General features: G+C 65.2%; 14 protein-coding genes. 6 read left to right on the plus strand and 8 right to left on the minus strand.

Features of this window, described 5'->3' with window-relative positions; translation table 11 throughout:
* Positions 1–36: 36 nt before the first annotated feature.
* The 4 genes from DVS29_RS33850 (at position 37) to DVS29_RS33865 (ending at position 4,361) form a co-directional block, all read left to right on the plus strand.
* On the plus strand, positions 37–867 hold the full coding sequence (locus tag DVS29_RS33850; RefSeq protein ID WP_118185180.1) for a phosphogluconate dehydrogenase C-terminal domain-containing protein: 831 nt from the start codon (positions 37–39) through the stop codon (positions 865–867).
* 46 nt (positions 868–913) lie between these two features.
* A complete protein-coding gene (locus DVS29_RS33855) occupies positions 914–2,158 on the plus strand; it encodes a ribulose-bisphosphate carboxylase large subunit family protein (protein WP_118185182.1) in 1,245 nt (414 codons plus the stop codon).
* Complete coding sequence (gene oiaK, locus DVS29_RS33860) at positions 2,155–3,558, plus strand: 3-oxo-isoapionate kinase OiaK (protein ID WP_118185184.1); 1,404 nt, start codon at positions 2,155–2,157, stop codon at positions 3,556–3,558. Before DVS29_RS33855 ends, oiaK begins: the two co-directional genes overlap by 4 nt.
* A gap of 98 nt (positions 3,559–3,656) precedes the next feature.
* Entirely contained in the window at positions 3,657–4,361 is a 705-nt protein-coding gene (locus tag DVS29_RS33865; RefSeq protein ID WP_118185186.1) for a transcriptional regulator NanR, read from the plus strand.
* Between the two features lie 37 nt (positions 4,362–4,398).
* Here the strand turns inward: DVS29_RS33865 and hutG are convergent, their stop codons facing one another.
* Together hutG and DVS29_RS33875 are read right to left on the minus strand one after the other, a co-directional pair.
* The gene (gene hutG, locus DVS29_RS33870) at positions 4,399–5,193 is read right to left on the minus strand and encodes an N-formylglutamate deformylase (RefSeq protein WP_118185188.1); all 795 of its coding nucleotides are present in this window, start codon (positions 5,191–5,193) and stop codon (positions 4,399–4,401) included.
* A gap of 33 nt (positions 5,194–5,226) precedes the next feature.
* Positions 5,227–6,192, minus strand: a complete 966-nt coding sequence (locus DVS29_RS33875; RefSeq protein WP_118185205.1) for a LysR family transcriptional regulator — start codon at positions 6,190–6,192, stop codon at positions 5,227–5,229.
* 266 nt (positions 6,193–6,458) lie between these two features.
* Between DVS29_RS33875 and DVS29_RS33880 the strand changes: the two genes are divergently transcribed.
* Positions 6,459–7,079: a HutD/Ves family protein gene (locus DVS29_RS33880; protein WP_164708051.1), complete on the plus strand. Its 621-nt coding sequence runs from the start codon at positions 6,459–6,461 to the stop codon at positions 7,077–7,079.
* Between the two features lie 35 nt (positions 7,080–7,114).
* Here DVS29_RS33880 and DVS29_RS33885 read toward each other — a convergent pair whose 3' ends face one another.
* The 5 genes from DVS29_RS33885 to glnT form a co-directional block, all read right to left on the minus strand.
* On the minus strand, positions 7,115–8,533 hold the full coding sequence (locus DVS29_RS33885; protein WP_118185191.1) for an APC family permease: 1,419 nt from the start codon (positions 8,531–8,533) through the stop codon (positions 7,115–7,117).
* Positions 8,534–8,639: 106 nt separating this feature from the next.
* Positions 8,640–10,004 (minus strand): FMN-binding glutamate synthase family protein, encoded by a 1,365-nt coding sequence (locus DVS29_RS33890; protein WP_118185193.1) that lies wholly within the window; start codon positions 10,002–10,004, stop codon positions 8,640–8,642.
* Positions 10,005–10,041: 37 nt separating this feature from the next.
* Positions 10,042–10,731 (minus strand): GltB/FmdC/FwdC-like GXGXG domain-containing protein, encoded by a 690-nt coding sequence (locus DVS29_RS33895; protein ID WP_118185195.1) that lies wholly within the window; start codon positions 10,729–10,731, stop codon positions 10,042–10,044.
* A complete protein-coding gene (locus DVS29_RS33900) occupies positions 10,719–11,627 on the minus strand; it encodes a class II glutamine amidotransferase (RefSeq protein WP_118185197.1) in 909 nt (302 codons plus the stop codon). The genes DVS29_RS33895 and DVS29_RS33900 overlap by 13 nt, the downstream gene beginning before the upstream one ends.
* A gap of 11 nt (positions 11,628–11,638) precedes the next feature.
* The gene (gene glnT / locus DVS29_RS33905) at positions 11,639–13,027 is read right to left on the minus strand and encodes a type III glutamate--ammonia ligase (protein WP_240655950.1); all 1,389 of its coding nucleotides are present in this window, start codon (positions 13,025–13,027) and stop codon (positions 11,639–11,641) included.
* 220 nt (positions 13,028–13,247) lie between these two features.
* On the opposite strand from glnT, the gene DVS29_RS33910 reads away from it, so the two are divergent.
* Positions 13,248–13,850 (plus strand): helix-turn-helix domain-containing protein, encoded by a 603-nt coding sequence (locus DVS29_RS33910; protein ID WP_205962576.1) that lies wholly within the window; start codon positions 13,248–13,250, stop codon positions 13,848–13,850.
* A gap of 355 nt (positions 13,851–14,205) precedes the next feature.
* Here the strand turns inward: DVS29_RS33910 and DVS29_RS33915 are convergent.
* Positions 14,206–14,797, minus strand: a 592-nt coding sequence (locus tag DVS29_RS33915) for an extracellular solute-binding protein (RefSeq protein WP_118185199.1), incomplete at its 5' end; no start/stop codon positions are given.

The following is a 14,797-nucleotide window of genomic DNA, read 5'->3' on the forward strand; positions in this document are numbered from 1 at the left end:
CATCCGCACTAACGCATTTCTGGAAGGAGGTTGTCCATGAACGAGAAAATCGCACTGTTCGGCGCCGGTGGAAAGATGGGCTTTCGCCTGTCGAGCAATCTGCAGCGCTCGGACTATCGCGTAGCCCATATCGAGGTGAGCGAAGCGGGACGCAAGCGGCTGAAAGACGAGCTGAACATCGAGTGTGTTTCGGTCGACGCGGCGCTCGACGGGGCGCAGGTCGTGATCCTGGCCGTACCCGATACACTGATCGGCAAGCTGAGTCATGAAATTGCGCCGAAGCTCAAGGCCGGCACGATGGTGATGACGCTCGACGCCGCCGCGCCGTTTGCGGGTCATCTGCCGGAGCGGCCCGATCTGACGTACTTCGTCGCGCATCCGTGCCATCCGCTGATCTTCCACGACGACGACGACCCGAAAGCGCGCCGCGATTTCTTCGGCGGTGCGTATGCGAAGCAGTCGATCACGAGCGCGCTGATGCAAGGCCCCGAATCCGCGTTCGACCTCGGCGAGGACGTCGCGAAGACAATCTACGCGCCGATCCTGCGCTCGTATCGCCTGACCGTCGACCAGATGGCGCTGCTCGAACCGGGCCTGTCCGAAACGGTGTGCGCGACCTTGCTGTACGTGATGCGCGAAGCGATGGACGAGACCGTGAAGCTTGGGGTGCCGAAAGAAGCGGCGCGCGATTTCCTGCTCGGGCATATGGGCATTTTGAGCGCGGTGATCTTCAACGAGATTCCCGGTGCGTTCTCCGATGCGTGCAACAAGGCGATCGAGTTCGGCAAGCCACGCCTGATGCGCGACGACTGGAAGGGCGTGTTCGACCGGCACGAGATTGCCGACAGCATCCGCCGCATCACCTGATGCGACGCTTCGACCGCTATCCGCTTTTGCACAGGAAGACCGCATCGTGAGCGAACGTATTCACGCAACCTACTGGCTCGAAACCGGCGACGATCCGCAGCGCGCCGCAGACGTCATCGCCGGCGAGCAGTCGAGCGGCACCTTCGTCGCGCTGCCGAACGAAACGCCCGAGCTGAAGGCGCGCTCGGGCGCGCGCGTCGAGCGCCTCGACACGCTCGGCACGAGCGCGACGCCGAGCCTGCCCGGCGGCATGCAGGCGAGTCGCTATACGCAATGCGCGCTCGAACTGTCGTGGCCGATCGAGAACATGGGGCCGTCGCTGCCGAACCTGATGTCGACGATTGCCGGCAACCTGTTCGAGCTGCGTCAGGTGTCGGGGCTGCGGCTCACGGGTTTGACGCTGCCGCCGTCGTTCGTCGCGGCTTATCCGGGGCCCGCGTTCGGCATCGACGGTACGCGGCGTCTGTCAGGCGTCGAGCACGGTCCGCTGATCGGCACGATCATCAAGCCGAGCGTCGGGCTCTCGCCGGAGGAGACCGCGCAGCAGGTACGGGAGCTGGTGGAGGGCGGAATCGACTTTATCAAGGATGACGAACTACAGGGCGATGGTCCGCATTGTCCGTTCGACCAGCGGGTGAAAGCGGTGATGCGCGTCGTCAACGCGCACGCAGATCGCACCGGCAAGAAGGCGATGGTCGCGTTCAACCTGACAGGCGATCTCGACCAGATGCGGCGGCGTCACGATCTGGTGCTCGCCGAAGGCGGCACGTGCGTGATGGCGGTGCTGAACTCCGTGGGGCTGGTCGGGCTGCACGAATTGCGCCGTCATGCGCAGCTGCCGATCCATGCGCATCGCGCGGGCTGGGGTTATCTGTCGCGCAGCCCGGCGCTCGGCTGGGACTACGCACCGTGGCAAACGATCTGGCGGCTCGCGGGCGCGGATCATCTGCACGTGAATGGCCTGCGCAACAAGTTCAGCGAACCGGACGACAGCGTGATCGCCGCCGCGCGCGCGGTGCTCGCGCCGGTACGGCCCGATACGCCGATGGCGGCGATGCCGGTGTTCAGTTCCGGGCAGACCGGTCTGCAAGCCGCCGATACGTTCGCCGCGTTGGGCCGCGCCGATCTGATCCATGCGGCGGGCGGTGGCATCTTCGGTCATCCGCAGGGCGTCAAGGCCGGTGTGGAAGCGATGCGCGAAGCGTGGGTTGCCGCGATGGAAGGCGTGCCGCTCGAACGTCATGCGCAGAAGCATCCGTCGCTGCGCGCGGCGCTCGGATTCTGGAAATGAGTGCGCCTGCGAACGTGTCAACGTCCGATCGGCCATCGAGCGGCTTGCCCGAAGGCCTGCTGCTCGCGTACTACGGCGATGACTTCACCGGCTCCACGGACGCGATGGATGCGCTCGCGTCGGCCGGCGTGCCGACCGTGCTGTGCCTCGACACGCCGACGCCCGAACTGCTCGCGCGCTTTCCGGACGTGCGCTGCGTCGGTCTCGCCGGATCGTCGCGCGGCCGCAGTCCGGCGTGGATGGACGACGTGCTGCCCGCTGCGTTTTCGAGTCTCGCTGCACTTGGTGCGCCGATCCTGCAATACAAGATATGCTCGACGTTCGATTCGTCGCTGGACGTGGGCTCGATCGGCCGCGCGATCGATATCGGCGTGAAGCAGATGCGTGCGCGCTGGTCGCCGATGGTAGTCGGCGCGCCGCGCCTCAAGCGCTATCAGCTGTTCGGCAATCTGTTCGCCGCGGTGAACGGCACCGGCTACCGGCTCGACCGTCATCCGACGATGTCGCGCCATCCGGTCACGCCGATGAACGAGGCCGATCTGCGCCTGCATCTCGCAGGTCAGACTTCGCGTCGCATCGAGCTGGTCGATATGGTGCAGCTGCGCGCGGGCGACGGCGCCGCACGCGTCGAAGCGCTCTGTGCGGATGAGCCGCCTGTCGTGCTGATCGACGTGCTCGACGACGAAACGCTCGCTGAATGTGGACGGCTCGTATGGGAGCAGCGCGGCGAGGGCGTGTTCAGCGCGTCTTCGTCGGGGCTGCAGTATGCGCTCGTCGCGTACTGGCGTGCGCGTGGCTGGCTGCCGTCGAAATCCACCTTACCGGTTGCGCGCGCCGTCGATGCGGTTGCCGCGGTGAGCGGCAGCTGTTCGCCCGTGACGGCCGCGCAGATCGGCTGGGCGCGCGCGCACGGCTTTCATACCGAGCCGCTCGATCTGCGTCGCGTGCTCGACGCGCAAGCTGCGGATGCCGAGATCGAGCGCGCAGTGGGCGCGGCGAGTGCGGCGATACGCGACGGCCGCAGCGCGATCGTGTACAGCGCCGAAGGACCGGACGATCCCGCCGTGCTCGAATTCGATGCGATCGCGAGCGGCGCGACGCTGAGCCGCTACGACGCGGCTCGCCAGGTTGGGCGCGCGCTGGCGGACGTGATGCGCTGTCTGCTGGATCGCGTCGAATTACCGCGAGTGGTGGTGGCGGGCGGCGACAGTTCGGGCGAAGTCGCGAGCGCGCTCGGCATCGATGCATTGAGCGTGGCCGCGGGTCTGACGCCGGGTGCGCCGCTGTGCCGCGCGTGGTCGATGCTGCCGCGGCGCGACGGGCTCGAAATCGTGCTGAAGGGTGGGCAGATGGGCGCGACGACGTTCTTCGGCGACGTGCTGAAAGGTGCTGAGAACTAGCGTCGGCGCGAGGCCCGATCATGACGTTCGACTCGCTCGGCATCCGCACGATGGCGCTATGGTATCGTGACTACACCAGAGTCTTGAGCTGATACGTGATGGGCGAAATCATTCCGCGTCGCAAACTTTATCAGGAGGTGGTGGACCGCCTGATGGAGCGCATTCGTACGGGCGAGATCGCGCCGGGTTCGCAACTGCCGTCCGAACGCGAGCTGATGGAGATCTACGGCGTGGGTCGCCCCGCTGTGCGCGAAGCGCTGCAGACGCTCGAACGCTCGGGCATCGTCGAGATCGCGCATGGCGAGCGCGCGCGCGTCGTGATTCCGACGGCCGACCGTCTGATCGCGCAGATCGCCGGCGGCGCGATGCATCTGCTGCGCACGCAACCGGACATGCTCGAACATCTGAAGCACGCGCGCCTGTTCCTCGAAACGGGCACCGCGCGCATGGCGGCCGAATGCGCAACCGACGAAGACATCGCGCGGCTGCGGCAGAGCATCGAGCAGCATCGCGCGTCGATGGTCAACCTCGACGAATTCATCGAGCGCGACATGGCGTTTCATCGCGAGATCGCGAAGATCAGCGGCAATCCGATTTTCCCGTCCATCGTCGAGTCGCTGTTTCGATGGGCCGGCGAATACTACCGTCCGATGGTCCGCGCGCCGGGCGCCGAAGCGCTCACGTTGAGCGAGCATCAGCGCATCGTCGATGCGATCGCGAAGCATGACGGCGACGCGGCAGCCGAAGCGATGCGCGCGCATCTGACGCGCGCGAACGAGCTGTATCGGACGCTCGGGCAGTGAGTTTTCGGACCGCTGCGCCGCGCTGGCGCCCGTACGTTCAGACCGCCTTCACCGCCGCCAGCGCACCGCCAACCATCTTCCGCAAGATGGGCTGAACCTGCGCGGCGCGCTCGGGTGCATAGTCGAATGGCGCGTGTTCGTGCATATAGGTCGACTGGCACATCTCCAGCTGAACGGCGTGAATGCCCTGCTGCGGCGCGCCGAATTGCCGCGTGATGAAGCCGCCCTTGAAGCGCCCGTTCGCCACCCACGTGAAGCCGCTTTCCGAAGCCGCATCGATCGCCGCCTGCTGCACGGCGGTCACGGCGGTGCGGCCGTCCTGCGTGCCGAGGTTCAGGTCCGGCAGCTTGCCTTCGAACAGGCGCGGCAGCACGCTCGCGATCGAATGCGCTTCCCACAGCAGCACGTTCGCATGAAGCTCGCGCAGGCGCGCGAGCTCGGCGGTCAAGGTGTCGTGATACGGCTGCCAGTACGTTTGCACGCGCCGCGCTTTTTCCGCGGCATCGGGCGCGCAGCCGGCGCGGTAGACCGGCTCGCCGCGGAACGTTTCGGTGGGGCACAGTCCGGTCGTGGTCTGACCGGGATACAGGCTCTCGTCGTTCGACGGCCGGTTCAGATCGATCACGTAGCGCGACATGCGCGCGCCGAGCATCGTCGCGCCGAGTTCGCGCGCGAACGCATACAGGCGGTCGAGATGCCAGTCGGTATCGGCCACGGTCAGCGCGACGTCGGTATAGCGATCGCGCAGGTCATCGGGAATCTGCGTACCGAGATGCGGAATCGAAATCAGCAACGGCGCTTCGCCGCGCTCCAGCGTAAACAGTTCGGTCATGATGGATTGTGACAAGGATGGGTGAATGGGCGATCAGCGCAGCGCATCGTCCGGCAGTTGCGGCAATGCGCGCGCGAGGGCTGGGTGGATCACATGGTCGAGCACGCGGCGCGTGAGCGTCACGATCTCGCCCGCAAACGCGTCCCACTCGCCCTGACGATGCAGCAGGAAAAAGTCGCGCCGCGCCAGCCGGCTGGACGGCAGCGGCAGCACGGCGATGTCGTTCAGATAGTGCCGCGCCTGCCACAGGCATAGCGGCGTCGAGATCGCGAAACCGAGCTTCGCGGTCACGAGGCTCAGCAGCGGATCTGTTGCATCGAACTCGTAGCGGCGTGGGCTCTCAATGCCGAGATGCCGCGCGAAACGCTCTACCTGCTGACCGATCACCGAGCGCGCGGTATAGCGGATCAACGGCAGTTCCTGCGCGAGCGTGCGCCAGTCGGCGTGCGCGTGGCCATCGAGCCAGCCTCGCGCGACCACCGCGACGAAGGCCTCGGAAAACAGCGGTATTTCGACGATGCGCGCATCGTTCAGCACGGTCTGCGTGCACACGGTCATATCCACATCGCGATCGTGCAACTGCTTCGCGAGCCCGGGCGTGAGCCCCGACCATAGCGCGATCTGCCGCGCGGAACCGGACACGGCGCGAATCAACTCCGGCCCGACGGTCGCCGCGAACGAATCCACGCAGCCGAGGCGGATCGGCAGCGTGCCGGACAGCGTCGCGTCGCCGAGCCGCGTGCTGACCATGTGCGCGTGTTCGAGCAGCGGCCCGGCCATCTCCAGCAGCGCGCGTCCCGCGATGTTCGGACGCGGCGGACGGCTGTCGCGGTCGAACAGGCTCGCGCCGAGTTCGCGTTCGAGCGCCGACACCGACTGGCTCACCGCGCTCTGGCTCACGCCGAGCTGTCGCGCGCCGGCCGTCATCGAGCCCGTTTCGCACACCGCGACGAATGCCTGCAGCGCGCGCAGATCGATCGGAGACTGGGTACGTCTCATCGGAACTCCGAGAAGAGGGGGCGCCGGATTCGGCTTTGGATGCATGGTGCACGCTTCGACGATCGCCGCGAACATATCGGACGATCGCGCGTATTGAGCATAAGTTTGCCTTATACAAAATTTCGGCGTGCAGCGCGTTCATAGAATCGGCGTCAACATCCTGTAGCTTCCCGCGGAAAGGCCGTTATGAACCAATACGTATTCGTTGTGATCAGCGCATCGGTTGCGCATCATCGGGCCGCGCTCGGGGCCGCGAACGCGGGGGTGTGACTGTGACCACGACGCATCGTGCCGTCGAGCCATCTGCGGATTCGACGCTCCACTTCTTCGACTGTCTCGCTCTGGCGCCCGAACCCTGGGCCAACGGCGCCGGCGAAACGCGGACCATCGCACGCGATCCGGATAGCGGCAGCGAGTCCGGCTGGCGCGTCAGCCTCGCGAGCCTGACCGGCGCGGCGCGCTTCTCGCAGTTCGCGGGCTTTGACCGCATCCTGCTGCCGGCCGGCGAAGACACCGTCGAACTGCATACGCAGGACGGCCAGCTCGTCGCGCGGCGCGGTCAGCCGGTGCAGTTTCCGGGCGAGCTGCATGTGTGGCTCGCGGCACCCACCAGGCCGACCCAGGTGGTCAACGTGATGACGCGCCGCACATCGCATCGGGCCACGCTGTCCGTCGTATCGCACTCGGCGCGCATCGCGCCTGCTTCGACGCAACTGCTGATCGCGCTCTCCGGCAAGTGGTCGTTGCAGAGCGCGCTGCTGCATGATGTTTCGCTCGCGCCGTTGTGCGGCATCTGGCTCGAAGGGCATGACGAAAGCCTCGATCTGCAGACGCAGGAACCCGGCGCACTGCTTGCATCGATTGCGATCGAAGCGGTTGGTCTTTAGCGGCTGGGCTCGGGCGAGCCGCTAAATAAAGCCGCTTATTCACTCACCGGCGCAACCGACAGCTCGAGATCGGCCTTGATGCCCTCGATCACACGGCTGCCTGCCGAACGGCGCAGCACCGTGAACCACACCATACCGACCACCACGTACGCGATGAAGTAGTACGGAAACTTGTCGGCGGGCGGAGCGGGTGTCGGGTACACGGTCGCGACGATCGGCGGCACCATGAACAGTACCGATATCGCGGACAACGCGACACTACCCGCGGTCAGCTTGCCTTCGCGCTTCAGATGCAGCGGCGCCGCGATCGAAATCAGCACGTAGACGACAAGAAAGCCGAAGGTCGCGATCGTGCTCAGGTCGTTGAAGATGTCGAGCACCGCGACGTGCGCGGCGAGCAGCACGAGCGGCAATGCCAGCACGATCGCGGAGGCGAACGTGGCAGCGAAATGCGGCGTCTGGTTCACGCTGTGCGCGTTCGATAGCCGCGCGTGAAAGATGCCGTGTCGGCCCATCGCGAACAGGATGCGCGACGCCGCGTTGATGCTCGCGAGCGTGCATGCGAACAGGCTGATCACCGCGCCGGCGGAGATCAGCACGCCGAACCATGCAACGCCGACGCTATCGGCGAGATCGTTGAACGGCGCCGAGCTCGCACCGAGCGACGTCTTCAAGCCCTTGAAGCCGAGCACCGCGATATACGACGTCAGCATGAAGAAGATGCCGCTGATCGCCGTGCTCAGAATCACCGCGCGCGGAATGTTCTTCAGCGGGTTGCGTGCTTCTTCGCCGAGCGTCGTCGCGCTTTCGTAGCCGACGTAGCTGAAGATCGCGAGAATCAGCCCCGCTTTCACGCCCGAGAAATCCATCGCGGCCACGTTGAGCTGCGAGGCGTCGTAAGCGGTGCCGCGATGCGCGACGACGATTGCGCCAAGCCCGAGAATCAGCAGCATCGAGATGCCTTCGAGCAGCAGCATCACCTTGGTGGACAGCTTCACGTCGCGATACGCGATGTACCACGCCACCGCGACGCCGATCACGAACAGCACGCCGTTCCATACGTGCTGCCCGGCCATGTTCAGCAGGATCGCCGCATAGTTGACCGCGCCGGACAGCACCGACATCGCGGTGAACAGATACGCGACGAGCAGGCACCAGCCGGCGAGAAAACCCGCCGGCGCGCCCATGCCGCGCCCGATGTACGAGTAGAGCGAACCGGGCGAAGCGGAGCGGCGCGCGAACTGGTTGATGTTCATGCCGACGAGAATCAGGCCGATCGTCGCGAACAGATACGACAGCCACGTGCCGCTGCCCGCCGAAGCGAACACGAGCGGAACGATCACGACGGGCGTCAGCGTCGGCGAAATGTTCGCGACCGACTGCGACAGCGTTTCCGGAAACGACAGGCACTTCGATTTCAATCCGTACGTCTTGATACCGCTTGGGGACGTCATGACGGCTCCTTGCAAGAGGGATGAAGATGAATGCTCGTTGTGGTGACGCTGCGAGATGCGACGACGGCCGCCGGTGTCTGTAACCGGCGGCCGCCGCGGTTCTTGATCAATAGCGGTTTTGCCCGGGAATCCACGACGTGCCGGCGAGCGGAATGCGCGCCATCGCGGCGGCCTCCACCGTCAGCGCGACGAGGTCTTCCGGTTCGAGGTGATGCACGTTCTGCTTGCCGCACGCGCGCGCGATGGTGGTCAGCTCCATCGTCAGCGTCTTCAGATAATTGCGTACGCGGCGCGCGCCTTCTTCCGGCTGTACGCGCTGTTCGAGCACGGCGTCTTGCGTCGTCACGCCGACCGGGCACTTCCCCGTGTGGCAGTGGTGGCAGAAGCCGGGCGCCGTGTTGAGCGCCGCGTAACCGTCGAGCGCGGAATGCAGCGCGCCGTTCTGGAAGTACGTCTCGCTGTTGCAGCCGAGCGCCATCAGCATGCCCTGACCGATCGCGACCGCGTCGGCGCCGAGCGCGAGCGCTTTCGCGACGTCGGCGCCGGTACGGATGCCGCCCGACACGATCAGCTGCACCTGGCCTTTCATGTTCAGGTCGTCGAGTGCGTCGACGGCCTGGCGTACGGCCGCAAGCGTCGGAATGCCGACGTTTTCGATGAAGCAGGTCTGCGTGGCCGCGGTGCCGCCCTGCATGCCGTCGATCACGACGACGTCGGCGCCCGCGTGCACCGCGAGCTTCACGTCGTTGAACACGCGCGTCGCGCCAACCTTCACGTAGATCGGCTTGTTCCAGTCGGTGATCTCGCGTAGCTCCTGGATCTTGATCGCGAGATCGTCCGGGCCGGTCCAGTCGGGATGGCGGCTCGCCGAGCGCTGATCGACGCCGGCTGGCAGCGTGCGCATGGTCGCCACGCGCGGATTGACCTTCTGGCCCAGCAGCATGCCGCCGCCGCCTGGCTTCGCGCCCTGGCCGATCACGACTTCGATCGCATCGGCGCGCCGCACGTCATCCGGATTGAAGCCGTAGCGCGATGGCAGGCACTGGTACACGAGCGTCTTCGACGAACGGCGTTCTTCCTGCGTCATGCCGCCGTCGCCGGTGGTGGTGGACGTGCCCGACGCGGTCGCGGCACGGCCGAGCGCTTCCTTCACGTTCGCGGACAATGCGCCAAAGCTCATGCCCGCGATCGTCACCGGAATGTCGAGCACCACCGGCTGCTTCGCGAAGCGCGTGCCGAGCACCGTCTTCGTTGCGCACTTCTCGCGATAGCCTTCGAGCGGATAGCGCGACAGCGATGCGCCGAGAAACAGCAGGTCGTCGAAATGCGGTACGGGGCGCTTCGCGCCGAGTCCGCGGATTTCATAGAGACCGCGCTGCGCCGCGGTGTGGATATAGTCGATCACCTTGCGGTCGTAAGACGACGACTCTTCCTGCTGCAGGCGCGCGAATTGAATGGGTTTGGCTTCCATATGCTTAAGTCCTGGTGCTGGGTCCAGTGCGGCGGGTTCAGTATTCCTGGTTCGCGTCCGCGTTCCAGTGATAGAGCGTGCGGGCCGACGCGATGCGTCTGAACGCGTGCGGATCGTGATCGAGCCCGGCTGCGGTCAGCAACTGCGTCACCGCGGTGACATCAGCGTCGGTCATCGGCTCGAACTGCGCGTCGGCGCCGAGCGACTTCACGTTGCCGCGCACGTACAGCACCGCTTCGTAGAGCGAATCGCCGAGCGCATCGCCTGCGTCGCCGCAGATCACCATGCGGCCCTCCTGCGCCATGAACGCGGAAAAACTGCCGACCGAACCACCGACGACGATGTCGCCGCCCTTCAGCGAAATGCCGCAGCGCAGTCCCGCGTCGCCGTCGATCACGAGCAGCCCGCCATGCGCCGATGCGCCCGCGCCGTTCGATGCGAAGCCCTTCACGTGCACCTTGCCGCTCATCATGTTTTCCGCGACGCCGGTGCCCGCGCTGCCCTCGATCACGATCGTCGCGTGCTGGTTCATGCCGCCGGCGTAATAGCCTGCGTGGCCGTCGATCGTGATCGATACCGCTGCGTCGACGCCCACCGCGAGGTTGTGCGCGCCGTTCGGCGATGCGATCGTCACCTCGCGGCCTGCGAGCGTGCCCGCATCGCCGTGCAGGAACTGGTTGACCTCGCGCACGGTGGCGTGCGTCAGATCGAACGTCATGCTTTCCATACGTACATCTCCTCCGGGGCAGGTTCGAACACGTTCGCGTGCTTTACGTCGGGCAGGTGCGCGAGCGAGCGGAACTCCGATGCGATCGCGACGTAGTCGTCGTTCTCCGCGACGACTGCCGGCTTGCATGCGAACGGATCGCGGATCAGCGCGAGCTCGTCGGGCGTGCCCATCAGGAACGTGTAGAAGCCGTCCAGTTCCTCGAAGCCTTTCTGCAGCGCGACGGGCAGTTCGTCGCCTTCGCGCAGCCGCCATTCGAGGAAGCGGCACGCGGCTTCGGTGTCGTTGTCGGTATCGAAGCGGATGCCCTGCGGTTCCAGCTTGCGGCGCACGCCATACGGATTCGACAGCGAACCGTTGTGCACGAGACAGAAGTCCTCGCCCGCGGTGAACGGGTGCGCGCGGTCCGGCGTCACGGCGGATTCGGTCGCCATCCGCGTATGGCCCACCAGATGCGAGCCCTTCAGGCTCGCGAAGTCGTAGCGTTCCGCGACCTGCGACGGCGAGCCGATGTCCTTGTACAGATCGATCGAGCGTCCCGCGGACAATAGATACAGCTTCGGATGCGTGTCCTTGAGCCACGTCTTCACCGCGTCGACGTCGCCCTGCAGCGTCAGCACCGCGTGATTGCTTTTTGCTTCCACCTGCGCCGTGACGTCCATCGCCGCGTTCAGCGATGCGGCGAGCTGCTGCCAGTCGAAGCGGTCGCCTTCGGCGGTGAAACCCGAGTACAGGCTGAGCTTGCGTTGCCGGTCGCCGAGCTGCCGCCCGAACACGGCGAGCCCCGCCGAATCCGGTCCGCGTTCGGTCATGCCGATCAGCATCGGCACCATCAGTTCCCCCAGGCGCTCGCGCAATGCCGGTGTTTTCACCAGCAATCCGACGATTCCGCACATAGCACTTCTCCTCAGAAAAATTCCAGGTAGTTCTTCATTTCCCAGTCCGACACGTGGCGCATGTATTCCAGCCACTCCATGCGCTTGAGCTTCAGGAATTCGTCTGCGACGGGACCGAGCGCGTCGCAGATCAGACGGTCGCGTTCCAGTGCATCGAGCGCCTGTTCCAGGTTCTGCGGCAGCACGCCGATGCCGTGTTCCTTCAGCTGCGCAGGCGTCCATTCGTACAGGTTGTCGTTGGACGGCGCGCCCGGCGACAGCTCGCGATCGATGCCGTCGAGTCCCGCGGCGATCATCGCGGCCGTCGCGAGATATGGATTGCAGGAGCCGTCGGGCAGGCGCAGTTCAATGCGCTCGCCGGGCATGCGCACCATCGTCGAACGGTTGTTGTCGCCGTAGCTGATGTAGGCGGGCGCCCACGTTGCGCCGGTCAGCGAGCGGCCCACCACGAGGCGCTTGTACGAGTTGACCGTTGGATTGCAGAGCGCGGCGAGCGCGGGCGCGTGCGCGAGCAGGCCCGCGGTGAACTGGTAGCCGAGCTTCGACAGACCCATGCCGTTGGGGTCGGCGGGATCCGCGAACAGGTTGCGTTTGCCGTCGCCGATCGACACATGCATGTGCATGCCGTTGCCGGGGCGATTCGCGAACGGCTTCGGCATGAACGAGCAGATCAGTCCGAGTTCGTTCGCGATCTCGGAGGCCGCCATCTTGAAGAACACGAAGTGATCGCACGACGTCACGCAATCGGTGTATGTGTAGTTGATCTCGAACTGGCCGTTCGCGTCCTCATGATCGATCTGGTAGACGTCGATGCCGACCGAGCGCATCGATTCGGTGAGCTTTTCCAGGAAGACGCGCGTGCGCGACAGGCCCTTGTAGTCGTAGCAGGGCTTCGCGAGCGTGTCGCTCGCATCGCAAGGCTCGACCGTGCCGCTCGCCGAGCGACGCAGCAGCGAGAACTCGGGCTCGAGCCCGGTGAACACGGTCCAGCCGCGCTCGGCCACGCGCGCTACCTGCTTTCTCAGCGTGACGCGCGAGTCGTAGGTCCACGGCTCGCCCTTCACATGACCTTCGCAGACAATGCGCGCGATGCCCGGCTGCCACGGCACCGTCGAGAGCGTCGCGAGGTCGCCGACGGCCATGAAGTCCGGTCCGTTCGGCTCGATGCCGACGCCCCAGATCGCGAAGCCGGCAAAGCCGGCGCCGTCGGTCAATACCGTCTTCAGATGCGCGACCGGCACCGACTTCGCCTTCGCCACGCCGTGAATGTCGACGAACTGCGCCAGCACGTACTTCACGCCCTGCTGTGAGAGCCAGGCCTGCGCGTCGTCGGCCGTATCGAAGCGCGGCACGCTCCCGAGTTCGGCCACCGGCAGCTTGCTCGCATCGTTCAGGTTCATTGCGACTCCTTGCAAACAGCTTCGTTTCTGCGGTTGAGGACACCATGCGGCAACGCATGATCCGGACTGCCGGAACCCGCGGACCGGTCGCGCTCTCTGGCGACCGTCGCGCGTTTCGCGGCGATGGCAGGAATCTGTCTTTGTGCAACAATGATTCATGCCATGAAACTCTCGGCGCGCAGGCGCCCCTGCTAATCTGCTGCTTTCCACGAGGCACGCGATGCAAAACGGCGACACCCTGAAAAATCCGCTCGAACACTACCTGGGCGCGACCATCCGCGAACTGCGCCAGCGCCACGGCCTCACCATCGCGCAGGTCTGCTCGCAGGCCGGCATCAGCCGCGGCATGCTCTCGAAGATCGAGAACGCGCAGACTTCAACCGGCCTCGACGTGCTGAACCGCATCGCGCAGGCGCTCGGCGTGTCGCTGTCCACGCTGTTCCGCAACTACGACGTGCCGCGCGGCGGCGCGCAGTTCGTGCGCAAGGGCGGCGGCATGGAGGTGGTGCGCAAGGGCACAACGCGCGGTCACACCTACCATCTGCTCGCCTACGACCAGGGTCCGAAAAAAATCTTCGAACCGTTCCTCATCACGATGGACGACGAATCGGAGCGCTTTCCGGTCTTCGAACACCCGGGCACCGAGTTCATTCACATGCTGAAAGGTGTGATCGAGTACCGGCACGGCCAGCAGACCTACGTGCTGCATCCCGGCGATACGCTGACCTTTCAGGGCGACGTGCCGCACGGTCCCGAAAAACTCATCAAGACGCCGATCCAGTTCCTGTCGATCATTCTTTATCCGCAGACTGCGGCGGAATGACAGATTTCGGCGTCAGGCCTCGCTTCGTGAAATCAAATGCAATGACCATGCCAAGTTTCACGTTAAGAATCAAAAATTCCTGAAGAGAAACACTGGAGCGGGTGGCCGGAATCGCGGTTTCGGCTGTGCGGGGAGGGGAGGACGGGGAGAACTGCTGGCGCCGGTGCATCGCGCACCGCATCGGGTGAAGTGGTGCACCGAAAGCTGTGGCGCGCTTCAGCTAGTCCATCAGATGCGCTTATGCTAGGCGCGGCTTACGGTGACCTTCAATTGGCGCAATGCCGCGGGAATCGCGTGACGATCCCGCGGCATGCGCTACTGCATGACCTCGGCTTTATTTCGGCTTATTTCGGTTTTACTTCGACTGCCATGCGTACCAGCGCTTCGCGATGTCGTCGCGATGCTCGGCCCAGTACTTCATGTCCAGATTGATCTGCGAGGTCTTGTACTGGTCGGGCAGCGTCTTCGCCACCGCCGGCGACATCAGCGCCGCCGACTTCACGTTGATCGGCGCATAGCCCGTGTCCGCCGCGAACTTCGCCTGCGCCTGCGCGCTCGTCGCCGCCGCAAGGAACTTCATCGCGGCCGCGCGGTTCTTCGCGCCCTTCGGCACCACCAGCATGTCCGCTGCCGTCAGGTTCTGGTTCCACGAGATGCCCACCGGCACGCCGGTCGCTTCCAGCGCATGCAGACGGCCGTTCCAGAACATGCCGATCGGTGCTTCGCCGGACGCGAGCAGCTGCTGCGACTGCGCACCGCCGCTCCACCAGACGATGTCGCTCTTGATCGTGTCGAGCTTCTTGAATGCGCGGTCGAGGTCGAGCGGATAGAGCTTGTCGGCCGGCACGCCATCGGCGAGCAGCGCGATTTCCAGCACGCCCGGCGCGGACCACTTGTAGAACGTGCGCTTGCCCGGGAATTTCTTCGTGTCGAACAGATCGGCCCAG

This window comes from Paraburkholderia phosphatilytica, from assembly GCF_003443895.1.
GTDB classification, from domain to species: domain Bacteria; phylum Pseudomonadota; class Gammaproteobacteria; order Burkholderiales; family Burkholderiaceae; genus Paraburkholderia; species Paraburkholderia phosphatilytica.